Origin of the sequence: Corynebacterium sp. HMSC29G08, from assembly GCF_001806875.1 — a bacterium.
Lineage (GTDB): Bacteria > Actinomycetota > Actinomycetes > Mycobacteriales > Mycobacteriaceae > Corynebacterium.
In genome coordinates, this window is sequence record NZ_KV786259.1 from 16,903 (window position 1) to 34,976 (window position 18,074).

Consider the following 18,074-nt stretch of genomic DNA (forward strand, 5'->3'; position numbering starts at 1 on the left):
CGCCTCACTTGCGCCTCCCTTCCACTGTGCTCATTACGGTGCTCATTCCGGTGCTCATCCTGGTGCTTGCGTTGCTGGTTGTTTCACCGCAAGACACTGTAGTCCACTCCACAAGTCCGCTCCTAGGCTTCCTCAGGAGCAATCAGTGCTGCCAACTCGTCTGCACCCGGAAGATCGCGCGGGGCAAAGTCCTCGCCGGTGCGCACATAGAAGAACATCGCTCGCACCGGTTTGTCGTCCCCAGCTATACGACGCCACGCTTCCCTATACACCGCCAACTGCAGCTTCGCCGCCTCCATATCCGCGTGCGTGGGCTTCATACCAGTCTTCCAGTCCACGACGGTCCACCCCTCATCGTCTTCAAAGATGGCATCGATTCGCCCGCGCACCACCACGTTGCCAAGCGCAAGCTCAAACGCACGCTCCACAAACGCCGGGGTGCGGCCAGCCCAGTGGCTCTGCTCAAAGGAGCTCTTGAGTTGCTCAAGCACCGCGGCATCGACGTCTTCTTGCTCGCTTCCCGGCAGCTCATTTTCATCCAGCAGCGGGCGCGCACCGAAGAACTCTTCCAGCCACTCGTGGAATGCCGTGCCGCGCTTGGCGTACGTGTTCGGCTTAAACGGCACCGGCCTGCGCGCACGCCGGGCGAACTGGGCGGCGTCAGCGCGAAGCGCCACCACGTCAGATGCGGTGAGTTCACCGGGCAGCACCACCGGGACCTCGGCGCGCTGCAGCGCTTCGTGTTCTTCAATCAGGGCGCTAACGTCGCGCTCCCACTGTTCATACCGGGGATCTGCGTCGCTGGCTTCCGGCATTGCTTCGCGTGCGCTTGCCACCGCTTCGCCTGCCGCGATGATCTCCGGCGAAGGCACGAAGTCTGGCCACAGGCCCACGCGTTGCTCGCTGTTGGCGTCCTGTACAGCACGGGTGTCATCGCTTTCATCGGATCCGTCCCACCAGGTGACCACGCATTGCTCATCTACCTGCTCACGCATCTGAGCAAAGTGCTCATACGGCGCGATGTCCCGAGTGGTACCCGGCGCGGTGCGTGACGCAGTGACGTACAGATTGCGGGCCGATCGGGTCACGGCGACATAAAACAGTCGCGCTGATTCTTCTGCTTCACGCCCACGGACAAACTTCACCCACTGTTTCGCGGCCTTCTCAAACTGCGAGCGAGTATCCACCTCTGCAAACTCCGGGGTGATTTCAGTATCTGCAAACGTATCGTCCTGCAGCAGTTTGATCTGCCCTAAAAACGTGCCGGCTTTTGCCCCGTAGGTGCCTGCATCCGCGTGGAGCACTGCCACAGTGTCCCATTCCAGGCCTTTCGCCTTGTGCGCGGTGAGCAGCTGCACACGGTCGGTTTGCACGCTCACGTTGCCGGGCTCAAGACCATCTTCTAGCGAACGCGCCAGGTCAAAGTAGTCCAGCAGGCCGTCCGGACTGGATCCTGGGTACTTGGCCACCTCATCTAGCAAGCGATCCAAGTGAGCGGCACGGGTGACGCTGTCGCGGGCAAGAACCTCGGTGCGGATGTTAAAGACACTCATGATGTCTGCAAACAAGTCCGCCAAACGCTTGCCCAAGCTGTGTGTGCGCAGCCAGCGCAGTTTCGCGCTGAGGTCTTTCAGGCGTGCAAGGCCCTTGTCCGAGTAGCGTTCCGGCTCGCCCAGATCCGCCACCGCATCTGCCAACCCCGCGCAGCGCTCAGAACGGGCGTTGACTTCGGCAGCACGATCCACGAGGTCTTCCAGTTCGCGCTGCAGGCGCTCCTGCGCGCTCATCTCGCCAGCGGGTACTTCGGCACGCTCAGCGTTATCGGGATCTTGCCCACGTTCCCGGGCGCGAAGATTCTCGGCGCGTGCAGCAAGCGCCTGAAGATCCGCCAGGCCAAGGCCTACGGCGCGCCCGCCGAGTACCCGCAGCGCGGCCGCCGAGTCCCCTGGGCGTACCAGCATGGTGGCTATAGCCACGGTGTCTGCTACCTCCGGCACCGCCAGCAGGCCTGCCACACCCACGATTTCATAGGGCACGCCACGGGCTTCCAGTGCCTCTGCAATGGCCGCGGTGTGGCGGTTTTTACGCACCAACACGGCAGTCTTGAACGCTTCGCCTGTTTCTTGCGATGTCTCCCACAGCCGCTGCAGCTCATCAGCAACAAACGTGATCTCTTCATCCTGGGTGTTGAAGTAGCCCAGCTGCACCCGGCCGGCATCAGCACCCTCGCGCGGCTGCAACGGCTCAACGGCGCGATCTTGGCCTGTGCCCAAAATCTCGTCGGATACACCGTTGGCTAACTCCAACACCTCAGGTGGATTACGCCACGAGGTGGTCAGCTGCTTCTTCGGCGCCGGTGAACCGTCCGCCTGTGGGAAGTCTGACACAAACGCCGCTAAGTTCGCCGCGGTTGCGCCGCGCCAAGTGTAGATAGCCTGCATAGGATCACCCACCGCGGTCACGGTCAGCCCCGGATCCTGGTTTTTACCAAACAGGCTGGTCAGAAGAACACGTTGGGCGTGTGACGTGTCCTGATATTCATCCAGCATGACCACCTTGAAACGGCGACGCTGACTCTCCCCCACCTGTGCGTGATCACGCGCCATGGCTGCTGCCACAGACATCTGCTCATTAAACGTGACCACCCCGCGACGGCGTAGTTCCGCCTGCAGCTCAGCAGCCAGCGGCAGGTATGCCGCACGCTCCTGCTGGATGGCACGCCACTTGGTCATATCCGCCGAGTATTCACCTTTGGTGCGCTTGCTGCCGGTGAGCTCTTCAGTTTCTTTCAAGAAAATCGACGCGTTTTCCGCAACGTCTTTGGGGTCCGCCAGCTCATTGCCCATGGAGGTGACTAGCCCCAACAGGTTTTCCACAACGGAATTAATCTTGCGGTTCGAGCCGTCTTCAGCCAGCAGTCGGCCGGAGTAGTTCGCCACCACGTCTGTGGCCACGGCGTGCAGCTCTGCGTCTGTAATCAGGCGTGCATCCGGCTCCACCGGCACCAAAAGGCCATACTCCCGGATCAGGTCACCGGCGTATGCGTCATACGTGGACACCGTCGGCGCGATTACCTCAAGTGCTTCACCCAACTCACCGGTAGGGTCTAGTCGCGCAACCAGCGCGCTATCTGCAGCCAGGGTGGCCAGCCGGTCACGGATACGCTTGTCCAGCTCGCGTGCCGCCTTACGGGTAAACGTCAGGCCCAGTACTTGGTCGGGGCGCACAAACCCGTTGGCTACCAGCCACACCACGCGCGCAGCCATGGTCTCCGTCTTACCGGCACCCGCACCGGCGACTACGAGCAGGGGACCTAGGTCCGCGCCAATCACATCCGCCTGCTGAGGCGTTGGTGGAAACTTCTGCTTCAGCGCTGCTGACAGTGTCTTTGGCGGCATCACAGTTTTTTGGGGCATCGCATTAGACATCTGCAATCACCATTCCTTCCGGCTGCACCGGGCACAGTGAGCGCACCTGGCAGTACTCACACCCCGATCCAGTTGTAGCTGTCAGTGTTGGGCCCGCCATCGCCTCCGGCAGCGGGCGAATAAGCTGCGCAAACTCCCCTAGCTCCTCGGGCGATTTCGCTGACTGTTCACGGGTACCAACGGCTTTTGTTGTAGACCCTGGGTAGACCAGCACAGCACTGCCAATCTGCATACCATCACCGCGGGCATCCCGGATCTCTTCGCCGCGCAGCTCACCGTTACTCAGCGCCAGCTGGTACGCCAGCAGTTGTTTGTTGTCATCCGTTTCCTTTTGTGTGGGCATGTTCGAACCACTCTTCAGGTCCACAATGCGAACCAGCCCGCCTTCGTCTGCCTCAAGCCGGTCTACTCGTCCGCGAATTCGCAGCCCGGTTTCCATATCCACGGTCACATCCACTCCAGCCTCCACAGCCAGCAGCTCATGACGCGCTTGCGCAGCCACCACCCACGTATCAATACGATCCAAAAGCCGAGCAAAATCCGCCAGGTCACGTTCGTTTTTCCACGAAGGCCCGTCCTGCATTTCTTCCCTCGCCGCCATCACCGCCGCACGCGCTTTGGCTGCTTCCATACCGCGGCCCAGCGCCTCAAAATACGCGTGCGCAAGGGAGCCGTGAATCATGTTCATCGTCTCGTCCAGCCCCACCATGCGCTCAAGTACCTCGCGCATTGGGCATTCCAGGAGTTTCTCAATCCGCGAAGGCGACAGCGCCGTTCGTTGCTGCAGGGCTTCGCTTGTAGACGCCCCGCGCAACCCCCACCACTGCCCCTCACCGGCCCCACTGACACCAGCGTTATCAAGGCGCGCTAGCTGCCGCGCTGCCTGCGTACGAGCAACCGCGTCACACTCCGGGTCAGTCAACACACGCCGAAGCTGCGCAATGACTTCGTCTTTGGCCAGCACCTTAACCGTATCTGCGTCAGCCTCAACGGCTTGCACGTTGAAGCTGGTGCAGAACTCTTCAATAAAGCGCGAGGGGGTAACTACCTCATCGCTGTCCTGGTCATCCACTGCGGTAACCAAGAGGTGTTTCGTGGCACGCGTGGTGGCCACGTGGAACAGACGCCGCTCTTCCACCAAGCGCTCCGAGGCGTGCGAGACCGGCACCGCCGGATCCACCCCAGCATCAAGCAAATCAATCAAATCCTCTTGGCGGAACATGGTTCCGGTCTCCCCCAGCGAGGGCCAGGAATGCTCGTGCACGCCCGCCACAATCACCCGGCCAAACTCCCGGCCTGCCGCCCCGTGGGCGGTAATCACATGCACTGCGTCGGGTTTTGCGGTACGCCGATCACGCACACCGGTAGGCAGTTCCTGCTGCGCGATGTATTCAATGAAGGACCCAACACCTGCGGTTGGGCGCCGTTCCGTAAAGTCACCCGCAGCGTCAAACAACGCCATCGCCGCATCCAGGTCACGGTCTGCCTGCGAACCGGTTGCGCCACCGCGCAACGCCGCCGCCATCAGGCGATCCGACAAGCCCGTTGCCGCCCAGACTGCCCACAGCACTTCCTCCACGCTGCCGTTGGCCGCAAGTGCCTCACGGCCGGCCTCCAACACGGAGCGCATACGCGCCAAGATCGCTACCTCACGATCCGTAAGCACGCCCTCAAAGTCCGGCAGTTCCTCATCCGTAGCCAGCAGGCAGTGCAGCACCACCTCCGCATTTTCCTCTGGGGCAAAACGCCGTAAACCCCGCAGCAGTCTGCGCAGCGTCACCGGATCCGCACCACCGACCGGACCCAGCAAAAGATCGCGCCACTGCGTAGCTTGAAGCTCGCTTCCCAACGCCTCCAACCCAAGCAGGAGGGATACAACAATGCGTTGCTCCGCTAACACCACATCCGTGGGATCCAGCATCACCGGCACGCCTGCCGCCAGCATGCTTCGGCGAATCGGCTCAATCATCGGCGTGGAGCGCACCACCACAGCCATCGAAGAAAACGGCTCACCGTGTTCAAAGTGGGCACGCCGAATCGTATCCACCAGCGTTGCGTGGTGCGTTTGTTCCTCCGGCGCAATCACCACCTGGCGCTGCGGCGAACGACGCGTCGCACCCAAGTCAATCACCTGGTGATCTAATCCGCCCATGTTGGCAAAAAAGCGTGGGGACGCACCGCGGAACCTAAAGACTGCCTGCTCCACATCACCACCAACCACACCAAGCGTGGCGCGCTGCAACAGGTGCGAAACCAACTGCGCGGAAGCCGGGGCGAGATGCTGCGCATCATCCACAATCACCGCATCCCACGTCTCTGTAATCTCGCCCGCATTCATGCCTGCCAGTACCTCAGCCACCAGCTCAGAAGCCGAGTAGCGCAACGCACCCGTCAGACGCATCACCTGCTGGTATTCACGCAAGAAATCACCTGCAGCAGACCAGATCGCAATGTTGTGTTCCTCACCCAAACGACGCAGATCATCTGGGCCCAAACCACGCTCGACGGCGCGCAACAAAAAGTCACGCAGCTGCCGAGCAAAGCCCACCATAGGCAGCGCGGGGCGCAGCTCCTGCGGCCACGTGCCCGTGCCGTCTTCGGAGTTACCAATCAAAAGCTGGCGGATCATCGCATCCTGCTCAGCGCCAGAAATCAGCCGGATCTCCTTATCCGTCTGCTGGCGAAGCAGCGCAAACGCCAACGAGTGCACCGAACGTACCAAAGGCTCATCCACCACAAAGCCTGTGGCGGCAAGACGCTCCGACAGCTCCGCACGAAGACGTGCACCGGACTCCTTTGAAGAGGAGATCACCAACACCCGCCCGCGGGCCACGGCCTGAACAGCAGTGTCTACAAGAAAACTAGAAACACCTGCACCTGCGTCTCCCGTGACCTTCCACAAGCCAGCGCTGGGCAGATCAACAGGCCACGTACGTGGCGTGGTGTCAGTCGGGCGCGATACAAGGTAAGCGCGAGGTGTAACCGGTGAGCTCATAGCCACCATCGTTACACACTAGGGGCACACGATTTGCCCAACCCTTCGAAAATCAGGACCTATGTTCGATAGTGGCGTTGTGAGCTTGCGAAACTCCCACGCCTTTGCAAGCAACTGACGCAGGTTTGGAATGTGCGCCCAACGGTCAATCACACGCGCATCCACCGCATTCGCAATCAGTCCATCAACCATCACAATCGCAGCCGTGTACCCACGCGGGCGCAGCTCAGCCGACGGCGTCAACGCTGCAACCGCCGGTGGCGCGTAACCGTCAAACAAGCAGCGGCGCAGCAAATCCAAGTCCGCCACAACGTACTCGCCGCCATAGTCCTGCTCATCACCCGCCCAAACCGCGCGGTCAATCTCACGCCAAGAACCCTCCACGGGTTCGGCGGTGGGTGCGGGGGTGGTGGACAACGCAGCGTCGATAAGCAGGGAAGCCCCAACAACCTCATCAACGCGCGCGGCGGGCTGGCCCTCAACAAACTCTGAAGCCACGAAGCCGCCAACAACAAAGCGGCCATCAGTTGCCCGCACAGAGCGCGAAAACCGCACACCCAAGCTCGATTCCGCCCGTTCACGGAGCTTGGCGGACCACACAGCGGCATCCTGCGCCGGGGCAACCACAACCCGGCCAAAACGCACGCCACCATCCCACACCTCAGATGTAGCTTCGCCCACCTCACCATCAAGCTGGAAGGCGCGCAACACGTGCTCGGGAATACGCATCAGGCCCTCCCTCACAGCACCGCCGGGCGCGGATACGGCCATGGGTTATACCGACACGTATCGTCATTGTCTTCGTAGACCTCACCCGGGTCAAAGCTACGGAGCTGCGCATTGTTCAGGCTCAGCGTCTGCTGCATCATGACCGGCGCCAACGCACCATCCGCCGGGCACTGCTCATGGTGCGCAAAGCCCAGCGCATGGCCAACCTCATGGTTAATCACGTACTGGCGGTACGAACCAAGATCACCCTGGAACGGAGCTGCGCCACGCACCCAGCGCGACTCATTAATCACCACGGTGTCCTCGCCCGTAATGCGGGTTCGGCAGCTGGTTTCCAAACCAAGCTCACCACCACACAACTCACGCGTGGTGTTCACAGAAGCTAAGCGGATACGCAGCGTCGGGTTATCCTCCGGCGCAACGTGCTCAAGCCTAAAACGCGGGTCATTGGTCCAGCTCCGCGGGTCAAGCAAGGTGGCATCTACCATCGCAGACACCGCATCCGGTCCTCCATAGAGCGAAGTGTCAATGCCCTCTTCAACCTCAACCACGTAGCGCACTGTCAACTCCTCACCAATGCCGCCAGCGGCACCCGGCTGGCCAATGACAAAGAAGTTGCCAGTACCCGACTCCGTATATGGCCCACCCGGCGGCAAGTGATTGACATCCAGCACGGCCTCCGGCCTCTCCGCCGGCTCGCGGTGCGGCCAGTCGCCGTGTTTTTCGGCGCCGTGCTCCCCCTGCTCTCCACCGTCTTGCGCTGCACCGTCTTGCGCTGCAACCTCATCAGTACCTGCAGCGGTTACCACACCAGCATCTGGGTTCTGCACCATGTTGATCAGCACAAACACCGTGATCACAGACAGCACAGGGATGGCGTACGCGCGCCAGCCGTACTCGCGGGCAAAACGCACCCACCAGCCCTCAGTTACCTTGTAGGCATCTACCTTGTAGGCATCCGGAAGCTCATGGCGCGCATGACGCCGGCCACCTTTTTTCGGCTCAGGCTCCCATTCGTCGAGTTCATCAAAAATGAAGTCGTCAAAATCGTCCCAGGCGTCATCATTATTCGTGTCGCCCTCGTGGGTTCCTCGCTGGTGCCGTGTGGTCATATGCAGTTAATTTAGCGCATGAACCCCACGGAATGAGTTGCCGCCGAGCCCCGCTCGACGTACGCAATGCGATCCGTACGAATCAGGTAGCTACGCCCCTTCTCATCCTCCACCGTGATAGTCGGCGTGCCAGCCTCAATAGCGCTCTGAATCTTCGCAACAACCTCCTCGCTACCTTCCGGCAGGCGGATGGTCAGTTCACGAGAAATGTCTGCAAGACCAATCTTGATATCCATATCGGCCATTGTAACGGCCAGCTACACACCGCCTGTCTGCTGCCACGATCGCGGGCTAGACTGAAGCGCGTGGCTACAGACGCGTCTTACCAAAACAGTCCTGTCAAACAACCACCCACCTTTACGGATCTAGGGGTGGCCGCCGAAATTATTGACGCACTGGCAGAGCTGGGCATCACCTCCTCTTTCTCCATCCAGGAGCTGGCAATCCCCATTGCCCTCGACGGCCGTGACATCATCGGCCAGGCCCGCACCGGCATGGGCAAGACGTACGGATTTGGCATCCCGCTGCTGGACCGGGTCTTTGACGACGCTGACGTGGCCGAACTCGACGGCACCCCCCGTGCCCTAGTTGTAGTGCCTACCCGCGAGCTTGCCGTGCAGGTAGGCGAAGACCTGGAGCGCGTCGCGAAATACACGCCGGTGCGTCTAGCCACGATCTACGGTGGGCGTCCCTATGAGGAACAGATTGAGGCGCTGCAACGCGGCGTTGACGTGATCGTGGGTACCCCGGGCCGCCTGATTGACCTGCATCAGCGTGGAGATCTGCGCTTGGACAAGGTGGCGATTCTGGTGCTGGATGAAGCGGACGAGATGCTGGACATGGGCTTTTTGCCTGACATTGAAAAGCTCTGGGCTGCGGTACCCGCCAACCTGCAGACCATGCTGTTTTCAGCCACCATGCCAGGCCCGATTCTGGCGTTAGCGCGTTCCAAAATGAACAATCCGCTGCACATTCGCGCTGAGGCGGAAGACGCTTCTGCAACCCACGCCAGCACCAACCAAGTGGTGTTTTTCTCCCACCGAATGGACAAGCCCGAAGTTGTCGCCCGCATCCTGCAGGCCAATGGCCGCGGCCGTACCATCATCTTTGCCCGCACCAAGCGCAGTGCGGCCGAGGTAGCCGAAGATCTGGCAAAGCGCGGCTTTTCGGCAGGGGCCGTCCACGGGGACCTGGGACAATCTGCTCGCCAACGTTCCTTGGACGCGTTTCGTGCAGGCGATGTGGACATCCTGGTGGCAACTGACGTGGCGGCCCGCGGCATTGACGTTGATGACGTCACCCACGTGATCAACTATCAAACCCCGGATGACCCAATGACCTACGTCCACCGCATTGGTCGCACCGGTCGCGCGGGTAACTCTGGCACCGCGGTGACCTTGGTTGGTTTTGATGAGGCACACAAGTGGGAGCTGATCAACACCGAGCTAGACCTTGATAACCCCACCCCGCCGGAGTGGTTTTCCACCTCACCAGAGCTTGCGCAGGCGCTGGATATTCCGGACTCAGCTTCGGGCACGGTGGGGGCTCCGCGTAAAGTGCACGGGGCACGCCCAGCGCGACTGGATCGCAGCGCTCACATTCGATCCCGTTCCGGGGCCCGTTCCCGAACCAATTCTGGTTCCCGTTCCCGCTCCCGAGGAGGCCGACGCCGGTGACAAAGCCACTACGCCGCACACGCGGCGATGTAATCGCTACTGCGGTTTTTTCCGCGATTGCTGTGGTGCTGCTTGCCATCGCGTATTTCACAGCCCCGATCCGTGCGGCTGACTTGCAGTCAGCGCCGGAGGAACTGGAAAACGAGGGCCGTTTAGCCACCGCTCCTGCCAAGCTTGAGGAGCTGTTCCGGTTGCCGGATCACTCCCCTGAACTGCAGCCGGTTGTGGTTAATGGGTTGATCATTACGTATTACAACGGCACGGTGACCGCAACAACGCCTTCAGGCGATACGGCGTGGACGTACCACCGTCCGAATCACCTGTGCGCGCTTGGTCAGGCGTGGGGCAAGGTCGTTGCCGCCTACAAGGACAATGCTGGCTGCGGCGACGTGGTGGCAATTGAGGCTTTGACTGGCAAGTACGCCGGCACACGCTCCGCTATCGCGCCAACGGATATGACTTCCGTTGTGTCGAATGACCGCGTTGGTTACGTCAGCTCCACGCGTGCGGAGCTGTGGCGTTCAGACATGGTGCGCACAGTGGAGTACGGCGCAGTTGAGGCCCCCCAGGAGCCGGATATGCAGCCGAATCAGTGCCAGATCACCTCGGCGTTGACCCGGACGGAGCTGTTTGCGGTGACAGAGATTTGTACCGACGGCGCGTTTTTGCGGTTGCAGAACGCTACTCCGGAGGATTCCCGCAAGCCGGAGATCTACTCCAGCCAGGAGATTGGGGAGGATGCCTACTTGGTTGCTATTTCGCAGGACGCAGCGGCGGTGTATGACCCGGATACCCATGAGATCCGCTCCTACGACAAGGAGGGCAACCAACTCAGTGCGTCAACGGTGCCAGCGCTTGAGGCCCCCCTGACTATCGACGGCAGCACGCACATCCTGCCCGTCGCCGACCTGCCGCACCACATGACCTATTTTGAAGACGATTACCTGGTGCTGATGGAGCCGGCGAAGTTGACCGCCACCGGCGTGTTCCAGGGCGCGTTGGGCACCGGTTTCGCTGCTGGTGACCGCCTGCTGTACGCCTCCTCTGGCGGGGTTGCCGTGGTGGATTGGGACAGCAACAAGGTCGAAGACATCATCCCCGTTGACCGCGGTGATTACGCCGGCCCAGTCTTCATTGACTCTGCTGGAGCAACGGTGGTGGAAAAGCGCGGCGATGAGATCGTGGTGCTGGCCGCGAGCTAGTTTGCTTATCGACGCTCCGTTTTCTCCACATACCGCTCCTCCAGCATCTGCCGTGTCGTTGGATGCCACAGGCTTGCCAATACAAACACCGCTGTAACCAGGGTGGCCACGGCCATGCCCGGCACGCCTCCGCGGAACATGTAGATGGCCACACCCACCAGGATGCATTCCACGAGCATCAGCGCGCCCATGGCGCGCGGGGTGCCGCGCAGCGTAGAGATAGCTATCCACACGATGTAGCCAAACACGATGGTCAGAAACAGCGCGGTGCCGAGGTTGACGTAGTTGGCGGCGGCGGTCTCTGACTCTAGGACGCTCTGGTGGTCATCGAACTGATCAATCAGCAGCGTGATGATGTAGCCAAACACGGCAACGCATTGCACAAGTGCTACTACCGCGCCGTAACGCAAAAAAGGGGCAACAGGTCTATTCACAGCCATGCAGTGTATCCCTCTTGGTATCCCTCTTGCGTACCCCGCTTGTAGCTCAACACCGGTCGATTTGACCCGCAGTACCATTGTGTGCCGCCAACAGGAACTCCGTTTCCCCACTTCACAGCATTGACAGCAATGAGATGACTCACAAAATTGGGGTTAGGACCTAAGCATAAATGACGCCATAAATATGACTTCTGTCACATTTTTACAGTTACCTCTAGCGAGAAGTTAGCAATCATGTCATTATTCTCAAGTAGCAAAGACAACGGGCTGATTACACAGCCCTTAACCCTCAGCCACCACAGGGTTAACGCCAGGTTAAGCCGGTAGACGGGTCTCGGATCCTCCGAGTAACACCGCCCGGAGCCCTGGAATCAAACTTCGTTTGCAACATCCCAAGTAATTGGGGTTGAAGTGGTGCGCACTAAATGAAGTACAACGACGACACGAATTGGAGTTTTCATCATGGATTGGCGCCACGAAGCAATCTGCCGCGACGAGGATCCGGAGCTGTTCTTCCCGGTTGGTAACTCTGGCCCGGCTCTGTCCCAGATCGCCGAAGCAAAGATGGTTTGCAACCGCTGCCCGGTCACCTCTCAGTGCCTGAAGTGGGCCCTTGAGACTGGCCAGGACGCTGGCGTGTGGGGCGGCCTGAGCGAGGAGGAGCGCCGTGCGCTCAAGCGTCGCAACAAGGCTCGTGCCCGCAAGCGCGCAGCTGTAGCTGTTTAAGGCTGTGTCAATTTCTTTCCCCTCCATACAAGGCGATACAGTTACACCTGAATTTCCCGTATTGACACATAAGGAGGCCCCACATGAGCAAGCGTGGTCGTAAGCGCAAGGACCGTCGCAAGAAGGGCGCAAACCACGGCAAGCGCCCCAACTCTTAAGTTGACGCCTGCGTAACGCACAACACCGCCCCGCTCCCCTGGTTTCAAAAGGGATGCGGGGCGGTGTTCGTTTCTGGCCGGATTACCCGACACCTACATGCAGCTACCTACATGCAGCTATTCGCCGTTTTTTATCGATGGTAGCCGGGTGTAACCAGCTACAAACGCGCCTGGGAGTAGGCGGGGCCGGAGCCACCGCAAACGCGTACTAGTAGCGCACCTCGGTCACGCTCACCGTGGTAATAGACGTAATAATGCGCTGGCGCAGCGGTTCGGGCGCTTGGGCGTGCCCGCAGCATTCACGAAGCCGGCCGCGCACTGCCTGCTCGGATTCGAGGCGACTGAAGCACTCAGGGCAGGACTCAATGGTCGCACGGATTTCGTCGGCACGAGCGCGAGGTGTCGAAGGATCAAAAAGCTCACACAGAAGCGATGTCAGACGTGCGTCGCTGCAATCACCGCAGGTGCTGTTGCTGTCGGTAGCCATTTACTTGTCCTCCAGTCCGATGCCTTGCTCGTGTGCTACATCCTTCAACATCTCACGCAGCTGTTTTCTTCCACGGTGGAGACGGCTCATCACAGTTCCCAGTGGGATTTCCATCACTTCGGCGATTTCCTTATACGCCAAGCCTTCAATGTCGGCGTAGTAGACCACCATCCGGTAATCCTCATTCAACGAGTTCAAGGCGTCCGAGATCCGGGAGTTCGGCATCATTTTCAGCGCCTCCACCTCGGCAGATTCCAGGCCTGTGGAGTCGTGGGAGGAAGAGGTGTAGAGCTGCGAATCCGTGACGTCTTCGGCGGAGGTCTCCAGCGGGCGGCGCTTCATTTTGCGGTAGTTGTTGATGTACGTGTTCGCCATGATGCGGTACAGCCACGCCTTGAGGTTGGTGCCCGGTTTGAAGCTGTCGAAGGCGTTGTAGGCCTTCAAGTAGGTTTCCTGCACCAGGTCTTCGGCGTCTTGGGGGTTGCGCGTCATGCGTAGCGCGCCGCCGTAAAGCTGGTCCAACAGCGGCATCGCTTCTTCAGTGAAGCGGGCATTGAGATCAGTCGCAAGCTCGGTTTCGGGCATAGTGGCTATTGTAGGGCCCTTGGCAAACTGTGTTTCCACCCAGGCGCGCACATGGCGTTACGCTTAGGCCATGGCTGAGAAAACCCGGGCGCTGACCGCATTGAAAAACACCCCGCATGAGGTGCTCACCTACTCCCCTAGCCAGGATCATTTCGGTGAGCACTCGGTGCATGAGCTGAACTTGGATCCGAAGGCGACGTTAAAAACGCTCGTGATCCACCACGATCGGGACATGGCTATTTGCTGCGTGCCGGTCGCCGGGCACTTGTCGCTTAAATCCGCTGCGAAGGCGCTGGGGTGGAAACGCGCGGAAATGGCAGATCCGGCGAAGGCGCAGCGCGCCACCGGGTACGTGGTTGGGGGTATCTCACCACTTGGCACGCTGCAGAAACTGCCCACCCTTATAGACGCCTCTGTGGCCGATCTGCCTACCATCACCGTCTCCGCCGGCCAGCGGGGTTTGTCAGTGCAGCTCAGCCCGCAGGACTTAGCCAAGCTGACAGGCGCTCAGTTCGCGGATATCAGCTCCGCGTAGTCGTTTCGCACGTTGCCCACTTCCTTGGCCGCCTCGCTCCACTCCAGGCGATCCGCCACCCGCGAGGGGTGCACAAGCGCCAGGGCCTCTTCGGGGCTGCCTTCAACCCAGGTGCGGATTTCGTCTTCACGCAGAAACAGCGGCAGCCGGTGGTGCAGCCACGCCATGTTTTCGGTTGCATCCGTGGTCACCATGGTCACGGAGAGTTTGTCTAGACCGGTGTCCCACAGCGCCGCCGCGTACAGCATACCTTCGCTCGGGCGCACGTAGAACGGCTGTTTGCCGCCGTCGCGTTGGAGCCATTCGTAGTAGCCGTTTAAAAGCATCAGCCCTCGGCGGGATTTGAAAGCGGAGCGAAAGGATGGTTTTTCGGTGATGGTTTCGCCGCGTGCGTTAAATAGCGGCGGGCCGGTTTCGTCTTTCTTCCAGGTGGGCAGAAGGCCCCAGCGGGCGGGGTTGAGGTGGGCAGTCTCCCCTGCAATACGCACAAGCGGCACAGGCTGGGTGGGTGCAATGTTGTAGCGCGGTGGCGGGGTGCCATCGGGTGCTTCGACGGCAGTGATGCCGTCTAAACCCGCCACTTCATCGATGAGGTCTTGGCCTGAGGTGAAAAGCACAAAGCGTCCGCACATGCCTCCATTATGATGATCCGCATGACTAACCTGTGGCCTGCTCCGTTTGCGGCGTCTCCGATTATTCACACCGTTGCTATCCCGGGGTCGAAATCCATGACCAACCGGGCGTACATCCTTGCAAGTCTTGCCGAGGGTGAATCCACCATCACGGGTGCGTTGCGCTCGCGTGATACGGATTTGATGGAGGGTGCGCTTGGCGCCATGGGCGTCAAGTTCACGCATGAGGGCGACAGCATCCGCGTGACCCCGGGTGAGCTCAGCGGCTCGGAGGTTGATTGTGGCCTGGCAGGCACGGTCATGCGGTTCGTGCCGCCGGTTGCGGCTTTTGCGCAGGGGCCCGTGCTTTTCGACGGCGACGCCTACGCCCGCAACCGCCCCATGACCACCATCCTGGACGCACTCCGCAAGCTAGGCGTGACCGTCGCGGGCGATACCTTGCCGTTTACCGTCCACGGCCGCGGGCATGCAGAGGGCGGCGAGGTGGCCATTGACGCTTCCGGTTCCTCCCAGTTTGTCTCTGGCCTGCTGCTAGCGGCGGCGCGTTTTGATCGCGGCGTGACCGTGGTCAACACCGCTGGCATCTTGCCGTCCATGCCGCACATTGAGATGACGCTCGCCATGTTGAGAGACGCAGGCGTGCACGTGGAGGCCACCGGCCAGCGTTGGCGCGTAGATCCGCAGCCGATTAAGGCAACGCACTTTGCCATTGAGCCTGATTTGTCGAACGCCACGCCGTTTCTGGCGGCTGCGGCGGTCACTGGTGGCCGGGTACGCGTGCCGCACTGGCCGCTGAACACTACCCAGCCCGGTGATGTAATCCGCATGATCTTGGAACGCATGGGCTGCCACGTGGAGCTGTACGCGGACGGCAAGGACTACACCCTTGAAGTCCAAGGACCTAGGCCCGGCACCTTGCGCGGCCTGCGGTTGGACATGAGCGATATTGGTGAGCTCACCCCCACCGTTGCCGCGTTGGCCGCGCTTGCTACCACGGAGACTGAGCTGACGGGCATTGCGCACCTGCGCGGCCACGAGACGGACCGCCTGGCGGCGCTGACGCGTGAGATTAACAACCTCGGTGGTGATTGCGAGGAGCTGCCAGACGGCCTTCGCATCCGCCCCGCCGCCCTGCACGGCGGGACTTGGACTAGCTATGACGACCACCGGATGGCCACCGCCGGCGCCATCTTAGGGCTTGTTGTTGAAGGCGTTGAGGTGGAAAACATTGGCACTACCGCGAAAACACTGCCTGGCTTTGAGGTGATGTGGGACGAGATGGTGCGCTCCTAATGGCACGTCGCTTCCACGATTACGACGAATCTGACGTTCGCGTACGCCGCGGCCGTGGTTCACGCCCGCGCACCAAGGACCGCCCTACGCACGATGATGCCGAGTTTGGCATGGTGGTGACCAAGGACCGCGGCCGGTGGGGCGTGCAGCTAGATAGCGGCCCGCTGGTGGCCTGCATGCGCGCCCGCGAGCTGAAACGCACCTCCATTGAGGTGGGCGATCGCGTGGGCGTGGTGGGCGACACTTCGGGCCAGAAGGACACGCTTGCACGCATGGTCAAGCGTGAGGAGCGCACGTCGGTGCTGCGGCGCACGGCGGATGACACTGATCCGTATGAGCGCATCATCGTGGCCAACGCGGAGCTGATGCTGATCGTGGTTGCGGCTGCCGATCCTCCGCCACGCACCGGCTTTGTGGAGCGCGCCTTGGTGGCCGCATTTGATGGCGGCGTGACTCCGATTGTGTGCATGACCAAGTCCGATATCGCAGATCCAAGCGAGTTCATCCGGGAGATCGAAGACCTCAACGTTTCCGTCTACCAGGTGGGCGTTGAAGAGCCGATTGATGCGCTTTTGGGGCGCATCACCGGCAAAGTTTCTGCGCTCATTGGGCATTCTGGGGTGGGTAAATCCACGCTGGTCAACCGCATTGTTCCTCATGCGGCCCGTGCAACTGGTGAAGTTTCCGGCGTTGGCAAAGGCCGGCACACCTCCACCCAGTCTGTGGCATTCGCGCTAGGCAACGGCGGTTGGATCATTGACACCCCCGGTATCCGTTCTTTCGGCTTGGCCCACATCGCGCCAGAGGCCATCATTGACGTCTTTCCAGAACTTGCAGACGTCGCCGAAGCCTGCCCGCGCGGCTGCACCCACCTAGGTCCCCCGACGGACCCGGAGTGCGCGTGGGACACCGTTGAAGCTGACTCCCCCATTGGCCGCCGTGTGCAGGCGGTTCGCCGCCTGCTTGCCGCGCTTTACTCCAACAAGGAGTGGGAGTTAAAGCAGCTCGATGAGAACCGGTAGCTCGCTCGGATCATAAAACGCCATGTAGTTGTCTTGGGCGTCGCCCACAGTAAGCTCGGCGTCCTCATCCCCAAGATCAGCGGCGTCAATGCACGCGATGGCCTTCTTCGTGGCTTCCTCGGCGTCCTGCACGTCCACATGGATCGCGGCGATGTCCTCCAACTCCACCGGCGCGGACAGCTTGACCACAGATTCGCCCATGTCAGGGTGTCCGGTTGCCTCTACGTCCGCAGAGATCACCACACGGCGGTGCGGGAAACGTTCCTCGTCCCCAATGGCAAGCAGGCGTATCGACGCCAACGCCGCGTCATCAAACGCCACCGCCTCAATCTCCTCCATATCTCCCGAGGTGAAGAACTCCTGCAGCTCCTTCGTGGCAGCGAACGCCCACCCACTACGCGCGTGGATCAGGCCGTCTTTGCTCAGGGAGGCCAACATGCCAAACGTGGCCGGAATGTAGACGCGCACCTTAGAACTCGCCCTCAACGCCGAACAGGGTCTGTACCTCAACAGCCGTGCGCTCAAACGCAGTGTGCAGCAGACCGATCATGCCGTACTCAACCGCGGCGCGGACGATCAGAATGTCATTGTCCACCATCACCGCATCATTAATCACCACATCAAGCGCGTCCACAGCCGCTTGGAACGCTGCACGCTCCGGTTTTTCCACCCCAATCTCACCGGAGAGAATCACAGCATCAACATCACCGCGGAATTCCCACTCACGGATCTTCTCAGCCATCTCGCTGCCAGCTTCCTCATTGGACAAAATCGCAGTAGGCACGCCCTTTGCGCGCACAGCGGCGATCAGTTCACGCCAACGACGCTGCTCCTCTGCATCCCCATCAAGCACCCCCGCGTAATCCAAGATCAACGCCTGCATCCCAACTCACTTTCTTACGTTTGCTTTTCTCGCCCCACGGTTCCATGCCGCGTGCACACTTTAATGAGCACGACACTCTAGATAAAAGCGCGTGCGACTGGGCACAATAGTACCTACCTGACACACGTAACGTTTCACTGCAAAAAGAACCACAAAAGGAGCAGCCTGCAT

Annotated in this window: 18 protein-coding genes; 7 read left to right on the forward strand and 11 right to left on the reverse strand. The window is 60.6% G+C overall.

What is annotated here, in order from left to right:
• Positions 1 to 122: 122 nt before the first annotated feature.
• From HMPREF3101_RS07585 to HMPREF3101_RS07605, 5 genes are read right to left on the reverse strand one after another with little or no spacing between them, the layout of a single operon-like run.
• Positions 123 to 3,428 carry an ATP-dependent helicase gene (locus HMPREF3101_RS07585; protein ID WP_246816695.1) on the reverse strand — a complete coding sequence of 1,102 codons (3,306 nt, stop codon included), beginning with the start codon at positions 3,426 to 3,428 and terminating at the stop codon, positions 123 to 125.
• Positions 3,421 to 6,423, reverse strand: coding sequence for an ATP-dependent DNA helicase (locus HMPREF3101_RS07590; protein WP_070464131.1), 3,003 nt, complete (start codon positions 6,421 to 6,423; stop codon positions 3,421 to 3,423). The genes HMPREF3101_RS07585 and HMPREF3101_RS07590 overlap by 8 nt, the downstream gene beginning before the upstream one ends.
• A gap of 18 nt (positions 6,424 to 6,441) precedes the next feature.
• Positions 6,442 to 7,152 (reverse strand): hypothetical protein, encoded by a 711-nt coding sequence (locus HMPREF3101_RS07595; RefSeq protein ID WP_070464133.1) that lies wholly within the window; start codon positions 7,150 to 7,152, stop codon positions 6,442 to 6,444.
• Between the two features lie 11 nt (positions 7,153 to 7,163).
• A complete protein-coding gene (locus HMPREF3101_RS07600) occupies positions 7,164 to 8,264 on the reverse strand; it encodes a DUF3152 domain-containing protein (protein ID WP_083280150.1) in 1,101 nt (366 codons plus the stop codon).
• Positions 8,265 to 8,275: 11 nt separating this feature from the next.
• Positions 8,276 to 8,500, reverse strand: coding sequence for a DUF3107 domain-containing protein (locus HMPREF3101_RS07605; RefSeq protein ID WP_070464136.1), 225 nt, complete (start codon positions 8,498 to 8,500; stop codon positions 8,276 to 8,278).
• Positions 8,501 to 8,569: 69 nt separating this feature from the next.
• On the opposite strand from HMPREF3101_RS07605, the gene HMPREF3101_RS07610 reads away from it, so the two are divergent.
• On the forward strand, positions 8,570 to 9,940 hold the full coding sequence (locus HMPREF3101_RS07610) for a DEAD/DEAH box helicase (RefSeq protein ID WP_070464073.1): 1,371 nt from the start codon (positions 8,570 to 8,572) through the stop codon (positions 9,938 to 9,940).
• Complete coding sequence (locus tag HMPREF3101_RS07615; RefSeq protein WP_070464075.1) at positions 9,937 to 11,142, forward strand: Rv3212 family protein; 1,206 nt, start codon at positions 9,937 to 9,939, stop codon at positions 11,140 to 11,142. Before HMPREF3101_RS07610 ends, HMPREF3101_RS07615 begins: the two co-directional genes overlap by 4 nt.
• A gap of 5 nt (positions 11,143 to 11,147) precedes the next feature.
• On the opposite strand, the gene HMPREF3101_RS07620 is transcribed toward HMPREF3101_RS07615, so the two are convergent.
• Entirely contained in the window at positions 11,148 to 11,582 is a 435-nt protein-coding gene (locus HMPREF3101_RS07620) for a hypothetical protein (protein WP_070464076.1), read from the reverse strand.
• A 462-nt stretch (positions 11,583 to 12,044) separates the two neighbouring features.
• Between HMPREF3101_RS07620 and HMPREF3101_RS07625 the strand changes: the two genes are divergently transcribed.
• Together HMPREF3101_RS07625 and HMPREF3101_RS12575 are read left to right on the forward strand one after the other, a co-directional pair.
• Positions 12,045 to 12,308 (forward strand): WhiB family transcriptional regulator, encoded by a 264-nt coding sequence (locus HMPREF3101_RS07625; RefSeq protein ID WP_070464078.1) that lies wholly within the window; start codon positions 12,045 to 12,047, stop codon positions 12,306 to 12,308.
• An 83-nt stretch (positions 12,309 to 12,391) separates the two neighbouring features.
• The gene (locus HMPREF3101_RS12575) at positions 12,392 to 12,466 is read left to right on the forward strand and encodes a 50S ribosomal protein bL37 (protein ID WP_096877815.1); all 75 of its coding nucleotides are present in this window, start codon (positions 12,392 to 12,394) and stop codon (positions 12,464 to 12,466) included.
• A gap of 208 nt (positions 12,467 to 12,674) precedes the next feature.
• Here the strand turns inward: HMPREF3101_RS12575 and HMPREF3101_RS07630 are convergent, their stop codons facing one another.
• Both HMPREF3101_RS07630 and HMPREF3101_RS07635 read right to left on the reverse strand, forming a co-directional pair.
• Positions 12,675 to 12,953, reverse strand: a complete 279-nt coding sequence (locus tag HMPREF3101_RS07630; RefSeq protein WP_070464080.1) for a hypothetical protein — start codon at positions 12,951 to 12,953, stop codon at positions 12,675 to 12,677.
• Positions 12,954 to 13,538, reverse strand: a complete 585-nt coding sequence (locus HMPREF3101_RS07635) for a sigma-70 family RNA polymerase sigma factor (protein WP_070464082.1) — start codon at positions 13,536 to 13,538, stop codon at positions 12,954 to 12,956. It abuts the gene before it with no gap.
• 70 nt (positions 13,539 to 13,608) lie between these two features.
• Between HMPREF3101_RS07635 and ybaK the strand changes: the two genes are divergently transcribed.
• Positions 13,609 to 14,073, forward strand: coding sequence for a Cys-tRNA(Pro) deacylase (gene ybaK, locus HMPREF3101_RS07640; protein WP_070464084.1), 465 nt, complete (start codon positions 13,609 to 13,611; stop codon positions 14,071 to 14,073).
• Here the strand turns inward: ybaK and HMPREF3101_RS07645 are convergent.
• A complete protein-coding gene (locus tag HMPREF3101_RS07645) occupies positions 14,046 to 14,705 on the reverse strand; it encodes an SOS response-associated peptidase (protein WP_070464086.1) in 660 nt (219 codons plus the stop codon). The two genes, ybaK and HMPREF3101_RS07645, sit on opposite strands and share 28 nt — an antisense overlap.
• 12 nt (positions 14,706 to 14,717) lie before the next feature.
• Here HMPREF3101_RS07645 and aroA point away from each other — a divergent pair, with 12 nt between their 5' ends.
• Both aroA and rsgA read left to right on the forward strand, forming a co-directional pair.
• A complete protein-coding gene (gene aroA / locus HMPREF3101_RS07650) occupies positions 14,718 to 15,998 on the forward strand; it encodes a 3-phosphoshikimate 1-carboxyvinyltransferase (protein ID WP_070464138.1) in 1,281 nt (426 codons plus the stop codon).
• The gene (gene rsgA, locus HMPREF3101_RS07655; RefSeq protein ID WP_070464087.1) at positions 15,998 to 17,020 is read left to right on the forward strand and encodes a ribosome small subunit-dependent GTPase A; all 1,023 of its coding nucleotides are present in this window, start codon (positions 15,998 to 16,000) and stop codon (positions 17,018 to 17,020) included. The genes aroA and rsgA overlap by 1 nt, the downstream gene beginning before the upstream one ends.
• On the opposite strand, the gene HMPREF3101_RS07660 is transcribed toward rsgA, so the two are convergent.
• Together HMPREF3101_RS07660 and HMPREF3101_RS07665 are read right to left on the reverse strand one after the other, a co-directional pair.
• Positions 16,994 to 17,488, reverse strand: a complete 495-nt coding sequence (locus tag HMPREF3101_RS07660; RefSeq protein ID WP_070464089.1) for a DUF6912 family protein — start codon at positions 17,486 to 17,488, stop codon at positions 16,994 to 16,996. The two genes, rsgA and HMPREF3101_RS07660, sit on opposite strands and share 27 nt — an antisense overlap.
• A gap of 1 nt (position 17,489) precedes the next feature.
• Complete coding sequence (locus HMPREF3101_RS07665; RefSeq protein WP_052205225.1) at positions 17,490 to 17,903, reverse strand: HAD family hydrolase; 414 nt, start codon at positions 17,901 to 17,903, stop codon at positions 17,490 to 17,492.
• Positions 17,904 to 18,074 lie beyond the last annotated feature (171 nt).